This is a genomic window from Bradyrhizobium sp. CCBAU 11386, assembly GCF_028128955.1.
Taxonomy (GTDB): domain Bacteria; phylum Pseudomonadota; class Alphaproteobacteria; order Rhizobiales; family Xanthobacteraceae; genus Bradyrhizobium.
On sequence record NZ_LBKA01000206.1, the window covers coordinates 1 to 19,587 of the forward strand.

General features: G+C 58.1%; 14 protein-coding genes. 3 read left to right on the forward strand and 11 right to left on the reverse strand.

What is annotated here, in order from left to right:
* Positions 1 to 18: 18 nt before the first annotated feature.
* The 9 genes from XI09_RS15650 to XI09_RS15690 all read right to left on the reverse strand — a co-directional run bounded on the left by XI09_RS15650 (position 19) and on the right by XI09_RS15690 (position 15,150).
* Positions 19 to 1,218, reverse strand: a complete 1,200-nt coding sequence (locus XI09_RS15650; RefSeq protein WP_271567618.1) for a hypothetical protein — start codon at positions 1,216 to 1,218, stop codon at positions 19 to 21.
* A gap of 124 nt (positions 1,219 to 1,342) precedes the next feature.
* Positions 1,343 to 1,810: a DEAD/DEAH box helicase gene (locus XI09_RS15655; protein WP_271567619.1), complete on the reverse strand. Its 468-nt coding sequence runs from the start codon at positions 1,808 to 1,810 to the stop codon at positions 1,343 to 1,345.
* Positions 1,807 to 3,252: a hypothetical protein gene (locus XI09_RS15660; protein WP_271567620.1), complete on the reverse strand. Its 1,446-nt coding sequence runs from the start codon at positions 3,250 to 3,252 to the stop codon at positions 1,807 to 1,809. Before XI09_RS15660 ends, XI09_RS15655 begins: the two co-directional genes overlap by 4 nt.
* 53 nt (positions 3,253 to 3,305) lie before the next feature.
* Positions 3,306 to 5,039: a hypothetical protein gene (locus XI09_RS15665; protein ID WP_271567621.1), complete on the reverse strand. Its 1,734-nt coding sequence runs from the start codon at positions 5,037 to 5,039 to the stop codon at positions 3,306 to 3,308.
* A gap of 1,638 nt (positions 5,040 to 6,677) precedes the next feature.
* A complete protein-coding gene (locus tag XI09_RS15670; protein ID WP_271567622.1) occupies positions 6,678 to 7,640 on the reverse strand; it encodes a hypothetical protein in 963 nt (320 codons plus the stop codon).
* 274 nt (positions 7,641 to 7,914) lie between these two features.
* Positions 7,915 to 11,007 (reverse strand): DEAD/DEAH box helicase, encoded by a 3,093-nt coding sequence (locus XI09_RS15675; protein WP_271567623.1) that lies wholly within the window; start codon positions 11,005 to 11,007, stop codon positions 7,915 to 7,917.
* Positions 11,008 to 11,013: 6 nt separating this feature from the next.
* The gene (locus tag XI09_RS15680) at positions 11,014 to 12,318 is read right to left on the reverse strand and encodes an EH signature domain-containing protein (protein ID WP_271567624.1); all 1,305 of its coding nucleotides are present in this window, start codon (positions 12,316 to 12,318) and stop codon (positions 11,014 to 11,016) included.
* Complete coding sequence (locus XI09_RS15685) at positions 12,315 to 13,217, reverse strand: OmpA/MotB family protein (protein WP_271567625.1); 903 nt, start codon at positions 13,215 to 13,217, stop codon at positions 12,315 to 12,317. Before XI09_RS15685 ends, XI09_RS15680 begins: the two co-directional genes overlap by 4 nt.
* 4 nt (positions 13,218 to 13,221) lie before the next feature.
* Positions 13,222 to 15,150, reverse strand: a complete 1,929-nt coding sequence (locus XI09_RS15690) for a hypothetical protein (protein ID WP_271567626.1) — start codon at positions 15,148 to 15,150, stop codon at positions 13,222 to 13,224.
* Between the two features lie 797 nt (positions 15,151 to 15,947).
* On the opposite strand from XI09_RS15690, the gene XI09_RS15695 reads away from it, so the two are divergent.
* Complete coding sequence (locus tag XI09_RS15695; protein ID WP_271567627.1) at positions 15,948 to 16,649, forward strand: hypothetical protein; 702 nt, start codon at positions 15,948 to 15,950, stop codon at positions 16,647 to 16,649.
* Between the two features lie 115 nt (positions 16,650 to 16,764).
* Here XI09_RS15695 and XI09_RS15700 read toward each other — a convergent pair whose 3' ends face one another.
* Positions 16,765 to 17,268, reverse strand: coding sequence for a hypothetical protein (locus XI09_RS15700; RefSeq protein WP_271567628.1), 504 nt, complete (start codon positions 17,266 to 17,268; stop codon positions 16,765 to 16,767).
* A gap of 501 nt (positions 17,269 to 17,769) precedes the next feature.
* Positions 17,770 to 18,120: a WYL domain-containing protein gene (locus XI09_RS15705; RefSeq protein ID WP_271567629.1), complete on the reverse strand. Its 351-nt coding sequence runs from the start codon at positions 18,118 to 18,120 to the stop codon at positions 17,770 to 17,772.
* A gap of 400 nt (positions 18,121 to 18,520) precedes the next feature.
* Here XI09_RS15705 and XI09_RS15710 point away from each other — a divergent pair, with 400 nt between their 5' ends.
* Both XI09_RS15710 and XI09_RS15715 read left to right on the forward strand, forming a co-directional pair.
* Positions 18,521 to 19,009: a hypothetical protein gene (locus XI09_RS15710; RefSeq protein ID WP_271567630.1), complete on the forward strand. Its 489-nt coding sequence runs from the start codon at positions 18,521 to 18,523 to the stop codon at positions 19,007 to 19,009.
* A gap of 24 nt (positions 19,010 to 19,033) precedes the next feature.
* Entirely contained in the window at positions 19,034 to 19,540 is a 507-nt protein-coding gene (locus XI09_RS15715; RefSeq protein WP_333939097.1) for a thermonuclease family protein, read from the forward strand.
* Positions 19,541 to 19,587 lie beyond the last annotated feature (47 nt).

The window sequence follows — 19,587 nt, forward strand, 5'->3', positions numbered from 1 at the left end:
ATATGCAAACCGTCCTCTTCAAGACGGAACGCATATTGCCGGTCTGCTCAACAGCAACAAGGTGCGGGAGACACGCCGCTTACCCTTGGTCTGGGTGTTGCCCATCGGATCACGCGCGAAGCGATCATAGAGCTTCAAGCCGTCGCGACGCAGCTCGCGATAAACAGACTGCGTCAGGTCCTCCAGGTTGATCGCTTCGCCTTCCTTCCTCAGCACGCGGAATATCGCGGCCCGTAGAGCCTGGTCACGAGATGTCCGCTCGAAAAACGGAGCGAAGAACGCTGCATCTTGCCTGCTGTCGGAAAAGACAAGCAGGTTTCGTCCGCCCATAGGCGCGTCCTGTGCGCGGTCGTGCGGCTTGGGTAAACTCTCGAGAAGTTCCTGGGCCGCGACAGCAGCCAACGCATCGTCCCCCGGGTGAACAGAGCTGATAGGTTCGGGGTATCGGCCGGCGGGGCTTCGGCAAGATGAGCAGCGTTTGACGTACGTCCGACCCTCGTCTTCGTCATCCTGCATTTCAGCTCTTAGAAGACCGATTATTCCGGGACCACGCCCGTCGGCAAGCGCGCCAGTGCTGGGATCGAAATACTCGACATCGCCCTGCTCATCCTCAGAGGTCTCCTCATCGTCATACTCGGACGCTTGGTCTTCGGAGATCCCATTCAAGCGCAACACGAGACGCTTCGCATTGGCTTCGGGTTTGGCATTTAGCCGAACTCCGTTATCCCAAGCTTCGACATATGGCTCACCACAGTTCCTACAGACTAGAAGCGGATACCACGGGACACCGTCCTCGGATTTCACCGATTTCCCGAATGCCATACCGGTCCAGTGCTCCGGGTCATTGGCATCGAGACGCAGGCACACGCCCTCTACTCCGGATGCGGCGAGGTGGTACCGCGCAGGAAGTAGAGGGAATGCGCCGGGCGTTGATGGCTTTGCTAGGACGCCGACCGATATAAGGGACGCACAGGCCGCATGTTGATCGGCAATACTTTGTTCAGGGAACAGCAACCTTGAGAGCTCTTCGAAAGGAACTGAGCCCTTATCTTCGAGAAGTCTCGCGGCAGCCCGCACCTGCTGATTTCTCCCGAGCAGCGTGACAAGACCATCGCCCAAATCCCCAGCCGCTGGCAAAGCGAGCCGCGATAGTCCTAACTCCGCGACGAGGAGGTTCCAGGCTTCCACGAGCCGATCGCCCTCGGTCTCATCCTTCACCCGGAGTTCTGAAACTATGCGCCCCAGGTCAATCCATTCGGATGCGGTCAGGCTCCCCGGGACTACGTCAGAACCTAAGGCTGGGTGGGGTTGTCGGTTCGATACGATGACCGCCCGCTCGCCATCAGGAAAGCGGATAGATCAGGATTGCGCGAACGCCCGGCTTAGAAAGATCATCCTCATTCAAGAGGTCGTTAATGAGCGGGAAGAGGAACGCCTCTGTCTTACCTGACCCAGTTCCGGTCGCCACGAGATAGTTCTCACCGGACCGCCCCAAAGCCTCCGACTGATGCTTATGAAGCTGCCTTCGGAATATCTTATCGCTTTCCGGCGTCTCGGAAAGGATCGCCCATCTGCGATTCAGTTTTCCAGACTGTACCAAGTCGTAGAGTGAGGCCCCCTTTTCAAAGTCTGGCAGACTCTCGACGAAGGGGCCTTTGACGAGCGATACGCTGGGAGAATTCAGTGCTTCGCTCATTTGACGCGCGAGCCGCGGTGCACGGATCTGGGAAACGGGTGCCGCTGTCGAAATGAACCGCGCGAGTGTGGCGCGAAGCTGATCGCGAAAGACGACCGGGTTCAGTTCCTTCATTTCGACAACCTTTCGGACGAGAGCTCCCATAGGATCAAATAGAACGCCAGCAGTTCAGGAGCGAGCCGTATCAGGAAAGAGGCGTCGCTAACGACCGAGCGGTATGGTCGCTCAAGCCTGGTCGCCAACCGGTTCAGATACTCCAGTACGGAGTCATGCCTAGAGGCGTGAGCGAATCCGGATATGAATGATGGTGCAAACTCAAAGATGCCATGCGTCAATTCGATTCCGAGCGGCGGCGGCAACGTGTTCTCCTGAATTCTCGAAGCCGCATGGGCAAGTGAATTCGCCGTGCGGATACGCACCTCGTTCGACCCTTCTTCTTCGAGGCCAGCATCGTAAAAGCGATCGATCAGCCTTCCGAGCGCTGCCCCGTAATGGGCCGGTCCCAACAGCTCGCTCCCGGGCTGCCAAAACCACCGGGCCCCCGCGTTGGTGTCGAATGTCTGAAATAGTTGCCGATAGCGATCGAAACTGAACCTCCGTAGAGGTGTATTTCTTCTATGCGCGTCATCGAAGTTGGCGAAGGCCATAAGAAACGCAGGAGAAAGCCCAATCGCCTGATGTATCTCAGGAATTGATTTTCCAGCTGTTTCTGCAAGCAATGCCAGTAGCTCGGCCCCCTCTGCCACATTTTCTTCGGCCAAGGAGCGGAAACTCGTTGCTGGAGATGCGTACAGGGAAGGAAGAATTTGCAATGGATGGGTAAGGGGAACCCAACTCTTTGCAACTCCGACCTGCCGCGGCAAATGAGCGGATGCCAGGAGTAGGCCGCGACCGTCGGCCGTTTCCGCCACGAACTTTCCAAGAGCCGTCCATCGCTGCAACAGGAACTGGCCGGCTTGGTCCCAGCTCTCCTGAGAGAAGCACAGGGCCATCCAAGAATTAAGCGTAACAAAACGTTGCGGTGCCTCCTCAACGACGCAGCCCCGTAATGCCGATGCGAGCGCAACTACGTCGAGCGCACGAAAATCTACTGGCTCCGACCCGCCTCGGGGCGCCAGAATGAGCGCGTAACTGTCGCCTCGCGCATTTCGGAGCGGGCGAAAAGAAGCGGTGCCTGTTGGACGCACCCCTAGATGTGCCAAAGAAACATCGCCGCTGAACTCGTTGCGATTGATTGTGACGAAGGTCCGCCTCGTATTTTCAAAATCGAGTGTTGCATGCAGCCAGCTCGGAGCTGGACAAGGAACGGGCCGATGTCCGAGCGCGAAATCGTATTCGCTGCGACCACCTGTTTCGCTTTCAAGGGATAAGCGAATCGCGTTGATATCGATCGGCAGCTCAAGGCGCAGCGATAGGCTATCGCGCTTTCGTTCAATCACGAATGCGGTCGGGGCTGCGGCAGGCACAATCCGGGCAAGGACAATTGGAACTGATCCGACCGAGGGTTTCTCAACCGTGATATCGTCTCTGGCGGAGGGACTGCTGAGATCGGCCATAGAGAGGATACGCGTGGCCGAGCGCTTGAATGCGCTGGGTTCCAATCGGCCCCTTACATTGAGCTTTGCGTTGCGGTCGGGGCAACGTATCGCGAGCGCCCCCCTTTATCCTCATCCTGGATGACAAGAGATTCTCCAATTCTGATTGGAAGCGAACGCCCCTCCCCGTCGGTGAAAGTGAGCGTCAGACCGGGCCGGGGAACTTCGAACTCGACCCGCTCGTGACCGACGAGGAAGGCCAAGGTCGCCGAATCATAGGCCGCATCAGCATCGAGACAGAGGCGACCAGCGTCGTCGGCAAGGATGTGGCGGCTGTTTTCTGCCGAATAGTTTGTCGGCCGGCCATTGCTGTCAAAGATCAACCCGTCTTTCAGCTCTCGCAAGCCAGGCCACAGCCACGCCTTGTACCGAACCAGGGCGCGGCTACTGCCTCGCAGCCTCAATTCGGCCTTCACCGCTAAGAGGCCGCTGCCGGGAACTGAAAGGGAAGACAGTTCATGAATCGCTGAGCGGCTCTCGGGCGAAGCCGTCAGTTGCGAGACCTGTTCGCTCCCGTCGATGTCCAGCGCAAGGTCGAATGCCCCATCCTCCAGCTCCCCGAATTCAATGCCGAGCGACGCGTCTCGGGCGAGAAGAAAGCCTTTGGGTCCTTTTGCGACCGCGCCGTTCTGAATCCAGATTCTCGGTTTCGGTTTTGCAGTGACTCGGACTGCTCGCGACGCGATTGCGATCGCTGCGCCTCTCGGCCCAAGTTGGCAGTGACTTGCGTAGCCGTGCAGGCCGACCTCGAATGCCGGCTCGCCGTCGACCGAGAACGGAGACTTGGCAACGAGCACCACCTCGCGGGCATCAGCAACGAACGCCGTCTCCCGACCGGCGTCGACCTGGCCGGCGAGTCGGCCAAGCTCACTATCGAAAGCCAGGATGTGCCGCTCGCTCGTAAATACCGGCAGCCGTTCCACGTGATCGCCGAAGCTCCAGTCGATGTAACTGGGCCAGGGCGTCGGCAAGGACCAGTTTTGCCCCCCACGTAGCTTGCGTGTGTCGCCACCAGTCGAGATCGAGAGCCGACCCTCGACCTTGGGCAGCGCGAGAGCCAAGCCGTCTCGGCTCCAAATCAGCGATGGCCTGGGAACAGCGTAAGAATGTTGTCGCCCGCCAGAGATCGCACTTTGTGCGCTTTCGATTTCCTTGAAGAACCGAGCTTCGAACTCGTTCCGGGGCGCTTCGTTCTGGCGATACCTCGTGAACAGGAAGGCATAGTGCGCGCTTTGATCGACCTCGAGCACCATGCGGGGAATATTCACTCCGACGGGGAGAAAATGTGCCGCGTCATCCTCCCAGCTGTTGAGCGCAGCAGTGTTGTCATAAGGCGGCGAGCCGAAGGCTCGCTCGGCGAACATGAACGCCTTTGCAACATGATGAAGTTGCGAGTTAGCGATGCCCGCTTGCGCGAGGTAGTCCCGCACCAACCCAGAACCGTCGAAACACAGCCCATGTTTACGGCAGACAGATCGAAACGCTTGGTTTATCCGGTTCCGCACATTGCCAGAGAGACTAACGCTGAACGTCTTTTCGAGAACCGCATAGACTGCGTGGCCATCCTCTCCATAGCCGTGCGATAGAACCGAAGCGAGGTTCCAAGCGGAGGTCAGCGACCATCTGCGAAACGCTTCGGGTATTCTCTCGGCCTCTCCACGCACAAACGCCGCAAAGCAGGAGGCAAATCGTGCGCGATCTGTTTCACTGAGTTCGACGTGAGCAAGGAACGGCGTCGCGTCGGCCAAAGCCAATTTTCGACGAATTACTAGCTCTGCTACGTCTAGCCCGCGGACGTAGTCAGGTACTTTTGTAACTGCTTCCACCACTGAGCCTCCCCCCGGGACTCTTTCAGACTCTTGGCACGGTACTGGTCCCGCTTGGCAATGGGTTGATGTTCGGATCGTCGACGCGCTGCCTCGGTGCAAAGGGTTTTGCGGCGCACATTCTCGCCAGCGCCCCGAACCGATCGTTGTCGGGACGACCACTGGGGCGCAGCCATCGATTTTCAGAAGCCAATAGATGCCCCATGCTTTCTGCCCCGGCCTTTCCGGCACAAAGCCGTTCCTCGCAACTTCCCAGCGCTGGCCAGCTTCGATTCAAGCTCTTGCAATCTTTCTACAAGCAATAGGGCGGCAATCACAACCAAGACGTTTGCTGATATCTTTATACCTTGGTACCCTGCCCCTCCCACGCCTGGCAGCGGGTTTGCGGCGGCCGTGAATCTATTACGGATCAAAGCTCGAAATCCAGTTGCGGCTTCGCACCATTCCCGACCTGCAAGGAAGACAGTGACACCCCCGATGCCGAGCAATTTCGGCCTGAATGCCACTGCTCGTCAGCGATCGCAGCCGGGCTATTTCTCGCTTTTCCGCCACGAAGGCCCGATTGGCAATCTCTGGCAACTTGCACTCTCGCTGGCAATCCTTTTCTGCCTTTCTGCGCCTGCTTGGCGCTGTCGTTCATGGCGCAACTATTGCGCGAAAGCAGCGTTCCGCGGGCGCCGCGCTTTAACGCAGGTTGCTGCCAATTCTGTGTGGCGGATTGATCCCCGCCTGCCTGTCAGCCGGGCTATACCTCGCCGCTCACGAAGCAGCGATCGGCGCGCCACCCGCAGAGACCCTGGAGAAGATGCCGGAGTTGCGTGTACTCGTGCAGGAGCTCGGTGCGTCGAGAGCCTCTGATCGCAGCCGGAGTGATTTGCACCCTGGTCGCTGCAAGCCTCTGGGTGCCGCATCGCGCACATGGTCTGGCTGGGTCCTTCCTTGTCTTCTTTCCCGCATTTCGATACCCGGCAGTCAGTTGGTCGGAACAATCGTGATTTTCCCGCTCGCCGTCATGGGAGTCGGCTTCTCCACCCCTAAAGAAATGCATTCTGCTTCGAATGTTCGCATCTCGAACAAACAGCATGCTCGCGCGTCGAATGGCGCGCGCCTACGGTAATCCGTCACATACCGCCGCCTAGAGACCTGCGAGCAAAAGTTCGTAAGATGCTACTCGTTAGGGCGTCCCGGAGAATGCCCGGCAGCGCCATCGACCATAACAGTTTTGTTGCGCAACGTTTGACCCGCAGCAGAACTCAACTCCGCCGACACATTGGGATCCCTGAGGACAACTTCCGCTGCTTCGATTTGGCAAGATTGGTCGCTGAGGAAATTTAGAGCCAGGAAGGACGTTGAATGAGATGTATTGGCTCCCACGTCGAATGAACACGTATTCCGTGCCCTCACTATCGATTGTCTCGTAGACATCTTCCCTTCTCATTCGAATCTGGATGGTCTCATCTTCCTTCGGTACAACGTCGACCTCTTGTCCTTGACTTAGGTCGACTTTGACTTTCCCGGAGAAGATCAACCAGTCTTCGTCTCGCGTTCCTTTCGGGAAACTTACATCCACCATGAGCTGGGTCCCTTCTCGAAAAATGGAAACAACACAACAACAAGCCTGACAAGAATAGGCAGGAGCGAAAGAACGAAGGCTGCAAGGAGTCCTCCGACAAGCACAAGCCGCAAAACGGGTCGCGTGTTTTCGAATAGGACATCAGTCAGCTCTTTCAGCTGCGTATACGCGGGCGGCATTTTCTCGACTAGAGATGCAGCTGTTTCCATTGTGCCAGGATCCTTCACCGCCATTTGCTTTCGCATCTCCGTCAACTTGTCGTCGACGAATGACCAATCGTATTCTTTCCATTCGACGGTTTTGGCAGTCTCCAGCCTAAAATCTTCGAGTGTCAGGTAGAGGTCTCGCCAGGGGATCGTGTCCCCTGCTTTACGGATCGTTGCAGCAAGCGCCGCCCGCGCATCAGGGTAGTTGGCCACAAAAGACTTGGGCGCACACGCCCTTGCGACCACAAGGACCAGGAGTGCTGTAATGAATCCTACAAGCTCGAGACGAAAGATATCCACGGCCTCGAGCCTGACGCCCAAAAATTGGAATGTGAAGACCTTATCGTTCACGAAACGGGCGATCTCGCCAATTCGGTCCGGTCGGTCCTTCAGTTTCAGGAGGGTGACAGCTGCATAGAGGCTAATTGCGATTCCAGGGACTGCCCCGGTTACGGGTTTACTCCCGCGGATCCACGTGAGCAGAGCCGACCAATGAAACACATTGACGACACGCGACCGATTCTGAATTGCGAAGACTCCCCAAGCTTCCCAAACGGCGGCTGTTGCGAATGCTATGCCAGCGACCACAAGCGCGCGTCGCCGTGAGTACGATAATCCTTCAGCGGGATCGAATTGCGAAAGGCTCCAGACGAATTCTGCGCTCACACCCAAACTAGTGCCGACTGCGGCCCAGAAGAGGATCCGCTCCCGCACCTTCGACACGAATTTGCTGAACGACGACATCTCACTCCTGTACGGACTGCGCAGGTATTGCTGTCGGGCGTTCTGTCGCCTAAGCGGCCGGCCTTCGAAAGAGCAACAAGTGCGTCGAACGAGAAAGTTAACCTCGACAAGCGACTATCGTCGGCAGACCTTTTTAAAGAACGTAATGCGGTCCATTGTTTTGCCACTTGAACAGGCGGCTATGCATAGTCAGTCTAGATCTTCGTATGAAATCCTAGGGTAGGATAGCAGGAAAAAGAAGCCAATCCCTCACAAGGAGCTTCCCATTGAGCCGCTACAGCTCAAGGGAGCCGTCCGGCTTCCAGGCCGGCATCGCTAATCCATCGCGTGCGAACATTGCCTCCATAGCGCCTTTCACGGGTTCATCGGACTTGGCGCTCGAAGTGGCTCCTTCGGCTACCATTCGCTGAAGCTCGGCGGCATCGCCATCCGTATCGCCCATAGGCCACAGTGCGGACTCAGCCATCTTCCGCTTCCGCTGCATGAGGCTGTGCAGCAGGCAATCGAAAGAATGTTCACGGTACGCCGGGTGCACAGCCATAGGAATGTGCACCGTGACCGGTTTAGTTTGGCCTATGCGGTGAACCCGGTCGTTACATTGCTCTTCAACGGCTGGATTCCACCAGCGGGACAGGTGGAGAACATGGGTAGCCGCGGTCAACGTTAGCCCGGTCCCGGCTGCCTTGGGCCCAAGAACAAGCAGATCGAATCCCCGGGTGTTTTGCTGCTGTTGGAACCGATTGACGATCTCCTGTCGTTTATTGATCGGCGTATCGCCATTGATCAGCTCGATCCGCGCGAGGCCAAACTCCGCCTTCGCCAGCTCGATGAAGCGATATTGCATCCTGCGGTGCTCGATGAATACAAGCGCGCGTTCTCCTTTGTTTGCGATCGTCCTTAGCACCTCGAAAGCAGCCTGGAGCCGAGCGGACGCGGAGATGAAATCGGCGTCCGGCAGCACCTCTTCGATCAGCGGATGTACCGAGACGGTGCGGATGTGATGAAGCATCTTTAAAGCTGCGCCGGCACCGCGTTGCGCCAGCTTTAGCTTTGCATCCTCATACGCCAGTGACTGGTGCTGCGGCATCCGTCTGGGATGTATGCGCCGAGATTTTTCGGGGAGGTCGCTCACGACTACCGATTTGAGTCTGCGGATGGCAAGTGCGGGAACAGAACCGCGTGGCTTAAAGACCATCCGGTGCAAGTCCGCCATATTCTCCGTGGTCGGCGTGCCATAGCAACGTTTGAACGCCTCTAGCGAATCCAGACTGCCCGGCGCGATCTGATCCATGATGGCCCACAGATCCGTGGCGCTGTTCTCGATCGGCGTTCCTGTCAAACCAATACGAAAATCCGCCCTTACGCTCCTGGCCGCCTCCGCGCGCATGCTGAAGGGGTTTTTGAGAGCTTGAACTTCATCGAACACTGCGGCCGCAAACGGCACCCTGGCGAGGGAGTGCTGGTAGTTCACGAGTGTGGTGTAGGTCGTCAGGACCCAGAAGCGGTGCGCGCGCTTCTCCCGAACGGCTTCATGCAGGAACTCAAGATCAAGTTTTGCCTCGCCGCCATCAATGTCGCGCCCTTGTCTGCCGGACAGCTTCCTGGTGCTCGTCGCGGCCCCATACAACCTGATCAAATGACCTAGCCCGGGCTCTTTCAGATGTCGGGCGACCTCTTCTTCCCAATTCACCAGCAGTGAGGTTGGTGCAACGACAAGCAGAGGACCACTTTCATCACTCCTCCGGCCCATTTGTGCCTGCAGCCACACGAGGAAAGCTATCGTCTGCAGGGTCTTGCCTAGTCCTTGCTCGTCCGCATTGAGGACTCCCGGCAATCCAGCCATCCAAGCCGCAATCTGCCAGTCTTGACTCTCTGTTTGATGATGCTTGAGCATAGTCCGGATGGTGTCGGGACGCTCGGTTGATGCAGCTCCATCTCGCGGCTTCAAACTCGCTATCCAACGGAGCTCTGCTTCATTGGTCACGGTTTCAAGGACGATGGGGCGCGTGAGCTCATCCGGCTTATGGCCGTCTTCCGGAACCGCTTCATCGGCAGCGATCCTGAGATCGATGGTTTTGAGAGTTTCGGACCGAGCGGGAATTTCCAAGTCCTCGACCACGATGGAGGGTTCCCCGGATTCAATAGCGGCCGACACCCGATCTCGGAGGGACTGTAGCTCTTGAGGTGATTGGCCCAACAACAGCTCGGCAAAGCGTCGGCCAAAATCCTCCGGCAGCCAGGTTGTTGAACTGTCGCTTGCGGGACCCACCTCCTGCTTCTGATAAGTTCTCACGCCAATTACACGATCCGAAAACTCTTGTGTCTCAACCAACATGGGGCCGGCGATCCTCTCAACCGCATCCTCCACGCCGACCTGATCCAATCCAGCCAATTGGCCTCGATGGCGTAGCGCGTCTTCAACGGCCTGGCTGATCTTCGGTCGCGGGTTCCGGATGAACGCGGCACGTTCCTCGGTTGGAGCATGCTGCATGGAAGCCATGACCTCTAAGGCTGGCAGCGCTGCGCGGTCCACCACCACGTAGTTGCCCGGGCCGATGCGGTAGGCAGACAAGGCACCCCGCTCCCGCACACGTTGTTGAAAGACCTTCAGACCTGCGCCTTCCAGCTCCCCGTGACTCTCTCGGACGATACCATCCTCCGCCGTCAGCCCTTGGCTGGAAAGCCGCTCGGCAGAAAATGGCACCACCTCGAAGTCTGTCCCCTGCGTGTTGGGAGAGAGCGAAAACCTGTCTGCCAGACGAACCTCAAGGCCGGAGAGGAAATCAGTCATTGAGATGCGCGCGGCCGCATTCCTCAAATGCATATGCACGCCGGGCTCAAGCGCCCGCCTGAACTTGGCAAGAGCTTCCCATTGCTCCGCGTCATCTGATTCCGGCCTCAGCCGTTCCGCAATCTCGACAGCATCCAATAAGAATTCCGGCAAACGACGTGGACCGTCCGCAGTTTCAAGAATCGCACCAGTGCGACGGGGGTATTGCCGTTGCCCATTCTTGACCCACTCATGCCGAAGCTTGAATGATTTGGAGCCCAAGACCCCTTCCGCGTCCGTGCGGAACGTCAAGTCGACAACTGGCGGCAATCCAAGGACGCGCGCCGTTTCGCTGTCCAATCGCGCGGCAAGCCGATGCGACAGCCGTATCTCATCAGCCAAGATGGTCAGGGCCTCCGGGACGTCTTCACTCGCGCCTCTTAGGTCTCCGATCGCACAGAGTAGTTCCGAGTCTGCTAGGGAGAGCTTAGTGAGGTCCTTTGCTTGGTTCGACATCAAGCGACCCAAGAACCCGCTTTTGCTGCGCGGCACCTTCAGGCTGATCAGAGCGTCTGTATAGGAATAATGGAAATCCATAGGGGTCTAGATCCTCTCGAGCACCCATCCCTCCCAATAGCCGAGATGCATCTTGGCCTGGGCGCCGGATATCCTGCGAATCGCGTCGCAGTCGTAGGAATTTTGATAGAGTTTGGGAGCTCGAGAGTTTCTCTCGTCGAAGATATGGATCTTGTAGTTGCTCGATCCCTCGACGACGATCTTTGCCCCGATCTTGAGGATGAGAAGGCACGTGCCTGAGCGACTGCCGCCCGCAATTTGGCGGCCAAATGGTATCGCTCGGGTGCCAGCCCTTCTTCGCGCCAGGGCGGCGCCGGCGTCGCTGAACGCCACCCACGCAGCATCGATCCGCCTCTGGTTGTACAAGCTAAGCCAGAATTTCTCGCGGGGAGCCCACATGTGACTGTCCTCGACCGCCGACACAATCTCGAGGAAGAACCTGATATTCGCGCCGGTCAGCCAACGAAGGAGGATGGCAAGGAGTTCTTCGGATACTGAGGACCAAACGCCTGCACGCCCCCTCACGCGGGGATCACCATAATAGCCAACAATCCTTGTGATGAGATCGTGCTGCATTTGCGAAGACGGGTCTCGATCCCGCCACGGCATAAGGAGCGCCTCGATCGCCTCGCCTGCGCCTGAAGCCCGCGGTTCGCGTCCATCGGGCTTCAACCAGCGCAGCAATCTCTCAATCTCGGTCGGTTGGTTGAGCTTAGGAGCGACACGGTCGACGAAGGCACGGTGCGCGAAATCCATGATTCCAGGTGCATGCGGGCTGAGAAGGTGCAGGTCTCGCAGGCCTTGCCACGGATCATCCATCTGGACCATTAGAGAGCCGAGGGCTTCTGCTCCCTTTTTCGGATCAAGAACCTCGGGGACTTCATCGACCAACAACCGCGATCGCGCATCCAACCGCTGCCGAACCTTGGCGAGCGACCGTGCCAAAGCGACCGTATGTGTCGCGCCCGGTTCGTAGCTTCCGAGATAGACTGACATCATTGCTGCAAGAAATGACCGACTGTCGCTTGCCTCCAGCTCCGAATAGTAAAAGCGTCGCAATGGCTCGAGAGCGGGACGAGATCGCCGCTCTGCATCGAACAGAGCGCGTGCGGCCGAAGTCACAAACGACATGCGAACGCCTTTCCAATCTCCAGCCTGGAGTCTGCGGGACATCTCAGTGACCAGGCGATCGCGATCACGCTCCGGAGGATCGGCAACTACATCGGGCCAATGCGACAAGATGCGGCGCGCTGCGGCCGCCAGCCTGGTCGGAGCAGGAAGGCTGGCCGGCTGATAAAGGATGGACTGGTTCAGCTTTGCGAAAAGACTCATCGCGCTTCGATGATCAGGCCAGAGCGCAAAGCCTTCCGGATATTATCGATCTCTTCCGAACGACTGGGCGTATACATGATGATACGCAAATCGATGCGACGGTTCGTGGCCCGTCCCCCAGACGTATCGTTGCCGGCAACCGGCCGCATCTTTCCGTAACCTGCTACCGAGAGAACGGGCTGCCCCCTGAAGTTCAAGTGCGCGACCAGCCCCGGCTCCCGCGCCGTCATAGCAACGAAGGTGGAGTTGGCCCTGTCCGTCGAAAGACGAAGGTTGCTGATGTCATCACCCGTCGCGTCCGTATGCCCTTCGATCTGCACCGCCTCGATAATTGCGGCCCCATTATTGCAACCATTCGCCCACCTCGACTTGCTACCGAGCGTGTAGCAGGGCAGGATCGCCTCTAACCTGTCGGCAATAGACCCAACAATCGCTCTTCGCTCCGGGCGCAGAATACTCTGCGAGCTCTGGAATAATCCGTCGCCTTGGAAGCGAAGAGCATCATTCTCTTCGCTGATAACAACCTGGAGATCGGGAAAGTCGATCTTGAGCTGATCACGCAATCGCTGCAAGATTTGGCGGCGCTCGTTGGCCGTTTTTGTTAGGTATTCTTCGAGAGGGTTCTTCTCCTGAAGCTTCGCGAGCAGGCGCTTTATCTCCGCCTCGAGTGAGGCGATTTTTGTATTTGACGCCGTTAGTGCAGCAGACAATTGGTCTCGTTCCCGGACAACATGATCATACTGCGATTTGGGTACGCTTTCCTTCGGATTGAAGCGGCTTGCGAAAAAAGCCAACAGGATCATGACGACAAATAGAAAGCTCACCGTCATGTCGGTCATCGACACGAAGGCGGATTCCTCTTCCTCCTCCCGCTGGTGCCGCCGGAATGCCCCGCGCATCTAGCTACCTCACGGACTGCGGAGCAAATTGCTCGGCCTGATCGACGATGGTCTGCAGCGTATCCAACGCTGGAGCTAGGCTCTCCTGCAACTCCTGGACGTGATGCCGCATGCCGTCCACCGCACCCGCGACCTGCCTTGTATATGCATCGAACGCCTTGCCGAGCTTCACATCAATGTCGTCGATGCGATCGCCTTGCCCTTTAAGGCGATCGAGCAAGGCAGAGACGCCGTCCAGGGTCGCCTCGATTGCCTTTGCCTTGCTCGCTAGCACAGCCTGGGCTGCCGCAAGCGCGTCGGCGGCGCTCCTGGCCGTTGCTTCTGCGGATTTTGTTATGGTGCCTGCCACATCCCGCGTTATATCCGCCAACTGGCGTAGGGAGCCCTCCATCCGCTCCGCTGTGCCCCGCACAGGTGATGAAGCGTCGACCAAATCTCGGGATGCTGACCGAAATGCTCCGGCTGCCTCGACCGTCGCGTCGGCGCCGGATCGAACCCCATCTGACAATACCCGGAGATCGGCGCTCGCTCCGGCAACTTGGCTAGCGACCTCTTGCATCTGAGTCGCAATCTCACCAAGCGGAGACATCAGCTCCTGACTGGCCTTTGAGGTCAGTTCGTCTGTCAATCTGGCGATCCGGATCCCAGTTGCTTCGATGCTCGCGCGGGCCACATCGCCGCTATCCCGGGCGGCCTCATCCATTTGCTGGCGGAATGCTTCTCCCGCCTGCTTGAGGTCTGCTGCGGCCGAGCTCAGCGCCGCTGCCCCGGCCGACGTGTTGGCCTGAATGCTTTCGAGTGTGCGGTTCATTACGCTCAACAGCTTCTCGGCCCCGTCGCTGAACACGCTACCCGTACCTTCCGCCGCTTGGATCAAGGTATTCTGGACGGCTTCCATCGACGCCGCAATTCGCGACACCGCGCCATCAAGCTCGTGCCCTACGCGGGCCGAGCTGCTGTCCATCCGCTCTGAAAGTTGGGCGATGCGGGCGCCGGCCTCCGAGAGGCGGTCACTCGCCGCGCTGAGAGCCTGGCTAACGTCACTTGTGAAGCGGGAAGAAAGATCTTGTACTAGCGCTCCGACCCCATCGGTCCCTGCCTTGCCCACCTGTGCAAGCAGTGGCGCCATGGCAGCTTCGATGCCGCTCGAAATGGCGCGAGGAATGTCCTCACGGAGCGGGCGACCGAGCTCGGCAACCAGCTCCATACCAATCCGGCGGAAATGCTCACGCTGCTCGCGCACGGCCGACAACTGCTCGATTGCCAGATATTCCAAGCTGATAAACGAGAGACGGCCTTCGATTTCGTTTGCAAGGTGGTGCGATGCCGCCTCAACCCGAGCGGTCCCGAAGCGCAGCACCAGCGTGAACAGGATCGAACAAAGTAGTCCCGTCAGGGACATGATGAACTTCGCCGATGCAACGGAAAGCAGGGTGCTGAGCTGGTCGCTACCGATGACCTCGCCCTTGGGGGGAACGATTGATTCGAGGGCGGAGACGAGGCCCAAGAAGGTCAGCAGCAGTCCTACGGATACGAACAGACTTGGAACGTAACGCCAGAAGCCTGCTGAAAACCCCAAGTCTTCGATGTTGAAGAAAGCAGAAGGTCGCACGGAGTTGCGTAAGATCACCTGGCCGGCCTCTTCGTGCGGAACCAGAGTTTCCCGAAATTCGCGCCAAGCTGCAGCGACCCGCCCCTTAGCTCCAGACGTGCCAAAGCGCGCAATATTCCTGTCTACTTCTGTTATGTGGGCGCTCAGCTCTGCAGCGTCCCTGTGGCGTGTGACCTCTTTGGCGACGCGGCTCAGCGCAATCACGCGGTTTTGCATGCTGAAGGCAAACCGCAAAATACAGAGAATGAGGAGAATCAGCAGGGCGAGGCTGACAAGTCCCGGCACAAACTCCTGACGCAGTAGGCTTGCGACGGCCAGCACAGCGTCCCGGACCGAAGTTCCGGTACTAACAAACAAGTCCAAATTCGCCCCCGTAGATACATGTAGCGCTTCATCGCATCCAAATTGATCACACAACAGGGAATGCGCGGCGGCTATCAATCCCGTAGTAACACCGATCCATCACCACTCGCCGAGGCGTCGTAAACCAAGGAGCGGTGAGCGACTATTGTCCGAACGACGAACCCCAATCTACTTTGTTGAATCCTCGGCCGGATCTGCTGCTCAACCGCAATCTGCCGGCTAGCGCGCCCGTCAGTATTTGCATCCTTGCGTCGACTGTAGTTGCAGAAGCAAAAGATCGCCCACCCCTCAAACATTCAAATAAATCAAAATGTTACCCCGGATCAAAACGAATTAGTGCGCCTCAATATTGCGCTGCGAAGCCCAGCCACATCTGCCTCCACTGAACGACACCGCCAGTGCGCAAACTTTGGAGTTCGACTCTTCGCAGGTTGGGCTCCGCGCCCTCTGACAGGCCTCCGCCCGGTCAAACTGGAGACCCAAAACATCGATGCGCGGCGGTACTCAGCTCGTCCGTCTGCCCACCCTTCCCATTTATCATTCATGTAACTGGCCACCGGCCATAGCCCGGAGTTGGCTATCCCAAACTGTACCGCATGAATACAATCTCCGCTAGAAGACGGAGCTGGCGGAATGGAAGTTCTATTCTTTGTCGGTGGGGTTTGGCTGCTGTTCTGGCTGGGTCCGAAAATCTACGGATTCTTAATCCGCCGGCGCGACGCCATGACTGGCCGCCGTCGCCCTCGACCGACCCAGTGTCGCCGATACCCGCTCCGACGAAATATCGGCCGCGCCCTTCCAGCAAAAATCCTAAAATCCAGTTCGGCGCCGCGTCTCCCAGTCCCGCCCGCGACCTCGAGGACCTTCATGACGCTTTTACCGGCGCACCACTCAATCCGGCCCTCGGCCTCTATCAATGCACTTATTGCCAAGTCTACCATCATTCAGAAAGCTTCGTCGTGCTGCGGGAGGAGAACGCGGGACGCCCAGATGCCGGCGAAGCAGAACAGCGGCCGATTATCATCGAGGGCGAGCTAGGCGACGTCCTTTTTTCTTCGTTCTGCGCTTTGCGCAGAGAACCATCAATGCAGGAGATGAGCATGGATCATCGCAACAGCCCAGAAATGAACTTTGCGCTCGAACGGCTCCGCACCGAACGCATCCGCCACAAGCAAACCTCCGAATACCAGATCAAGGTTGGCCCTTACAATTTCTATCCAGGCAAAGGGACGATCTTCATGGATGGCGATCGAGAGGCTCGGCCCGAACGCGGCATCGACGGCTTCGTTGCCCTGTTGCGCAAGCTGAAGGATCGCAATCCTCCCCTCACGGAACGAAAGGCAAGTCCTGAACCGATTTTACAGAAACGGAGCAACGAGTTTGATGTCCGGGAAGCATTCAGTGATCCGGAAGAGGCCGCCCGCTTCGTTCGCGGCCTCTCGAAAAGCGAGCAATGAGTCGCGGCCAAGTTTCCTTCCGGCGACGAAGGGTTCGTCAAGGTAAGCGTTAGAAGATGGCCCGAAGAATTTTCAGAGTCTTTGATAGTAGCGCGAAGCGGCTAGTCCTCTTCGACTACTTCAAGGTGGTCTTGAACGATCTCCCCGAGCACGACCACTCGGGCTCAACCGTCGAGCGTATCAATGCCCGAATACGCGGCGAGGCGCCCCGAATATCAAGATCCCGAATAAGCGAAGCGAGATGAACCTTATCTTCAATCGCCTCAAGCTCCTCGATGGTCGGAGGCAGCAGCAAGCAAGGGTATGTGATCGGGTCAATCCCATACCGCCAGGTCGGATATCGGCGGGCAAAAAGGTCGGCCGCATGCCCCTCGCGACACAATTTCTCGATAGCTTCGTCCGGAATCAGGTGACCAAAAGGTTCGTCAGCGAGAGCCGCCCGCACCGAAGCGGGGTCACTCATATCCACGTTCGGCACGTACGGCCCGATCACCAACCCCGGGGCTCGACGGGCGGCCGCGGCCTCCTCCTCCGACCAGCGGCCGGCGAATGGCCGCTCTACAAAGGGTAGGCTGACCTCACGGCTCCCTCTCCGCTTTCCGCGCGTTGCCGAACTCATCTCAGCACTCCCATGGACAGGTCTATTCCGCCTCTTGGCTGACCCGGCCAGCCGGTCACCCAATTCGGTCCCGCCCCCGCAATAGCCAACAATTGATCGCTCCAACAGAAATCGAGGTGCTAAATCAACATTTCCAAATCAACAAACGCGAGAGTGGCTAAATTGGAGCGGTTCCGGTCGCCATCTCCACGTCATTAGTCGACCTAGTTCCGGTTAGGTCTTCATAGCCCCTGAGGAAACTGGCCCTCCACGGCACGCCGACCTTCACGGAAGCCCAAAAGCCGAGCGCCCGTTCGATCGCTTCAACGAGCTCGAGACCCCGAGCTTGGCACCACCCTGTCCAATCCCGCAAAATGCGCTCCCAGCTTTCGGCCGATAGAAGACCCAACGCCGGGCTCACTCGTGGCCGCCGGCAGACCGCCCGTCCTTTGGCGAATGCGGCATTCTACGAGAAATGCCTGCATTGCCCTCACCCGCATCGGACCATGCGTCCCAATACTCTCAAACAGTGACATTGCTTCGTCCGGGCGACCACTCAGCAGGGCATGCCAACACGCCAGCACCATCGGGCGCTGCCTGCGGGCTGAAGCGCCATGTCACGTCCAGAGGATCTTCCTGAAATACACCAAACGATCGTTCTGCGAACTTCTGTAGGGTGAAATCTTTTCGTCTGCGAAAAGAGACCTCCTGAACTTCGACCTTTTCAATATTGGCTAGGGCAAATAGTCGGTAGTCGCTAATCGAACTCGTGTTCAGATCGTCTGAAGAGTTGGCGACCGCTACATTCTGGGCGGCAGGAACTCTTGGCTCCGAAACCCGACGTTCGATTACCGTTCCGCTTCCGACCTGCATGAGCGGCCAACCGCTCGCGCATTCCGTACGAGCAACGCTTGCTTGGCTTACTCCGGTCCTTCCCGGACGACAGTCGTATCGATCGGTCAAGCTTTCGCTTTTGGCCCCTGACGAGCTTGGCGGTTTTCGCGTTCTGCCTGCGAAGGCACAACCAGATGCTAATCAGGCCAGCAAAGGAACCGTTTTTTCCAGACGTTGGGACGGCGATAAAGCACCGGCCCTGACCGCGACCTCTTCAATTGAGTTCGTCGTTCAGCGAGAGCCCGACCGCGGAGCCGACGTCGACGAATTGGTCCCGTTTGGGCTAGCGGTGACCGTCGCGATGCCGGGCATTTCCGAAGTCTACAATCAAGCCAGAGCACGCATTGCCCCGGCCGTACCCCTTCGCGCCCGTTAACTTATGCGCTATCTGCCCAGTCCCTTCCTTTTGACGGTACTCGTTGCGCTAGCGTCGATCCCACGCAGCTGGGCCGGCGAGCGATCAGCCGAGACGCCCGAATGCAAGGAAATAACGGCCCGGATCATCGAGCGGACGAATACGCATTTCGATCACTTCTCGCCATCTGGCGGCAGCGTCTTCTTTAAAAGGCCGGACATGGTCCTGATCTGTGGCCCCAAGTTCGTGACCTATGTTTCCTTGAACTGGGATGCGAGCGGCTTCCCGCCAGCCGACTGGTTCGTCCTCGCAGCAACGGCCGGAAACGCAGTCACAGGAGCCGACCTTGAGAAATTAGAAGCGGCGGCGCATCGATGCCATCGGGCCGCGCTCAGGGACACAGGTGAACAAGCTGCCGTCGCTCTTCCCAACGCGACGGTCGGATGTCAGGCGTTCACTAGAGACGGTGGAGGCGTGATTGTAGATGTCGCGATACCTCTGCGAAAGAATTGAGATGGGCGTGACACCGAGCCGCAATTGCCGGCTAACCTCGGTCTTATGGCTACTGGCCTTTTCGTCGTTTTAGCCACACTAGCCGCCGCCTGCCCAACGGCTGCGCATGATATCGTCGGGCGTGCGAGCGTCATCGATGGCGATACGATCGAAATCCACGGCACGCGCATTCGCTTGTGGGGCATCGACGCGCCGGAGCACGATCAGCTTTGCCGCGGCGACGACAGTGAACTCTATCGATGCGGCCAAAAGGCAGCGGCAGCCTTGGCTGGCCTATTTTATGCGATCCCGCGCCCCGTTATCTGTAGGCCCAAAGACCGCGACCAATACGGCCGGACCGTCGCCGTTTGCAAGATCGGAGAGCCGGACCCGGATATCGCGCATTGGATGGTCTCGAACGGGCATGCGCTCGATTGGCCTAAGTACTCCAACAGCCAATACGTCGAAGCGCAACGGCGCGCCGAGCGCGCCAGCGCCGGCATTGTGGGCCGGAAGCTTTGTCGAACCATGGCGATATCGCTCTTGCATTAGGGCGGGTCAACGGCCGTCGAATTCTCAGACGAAACACCGGCCCGATG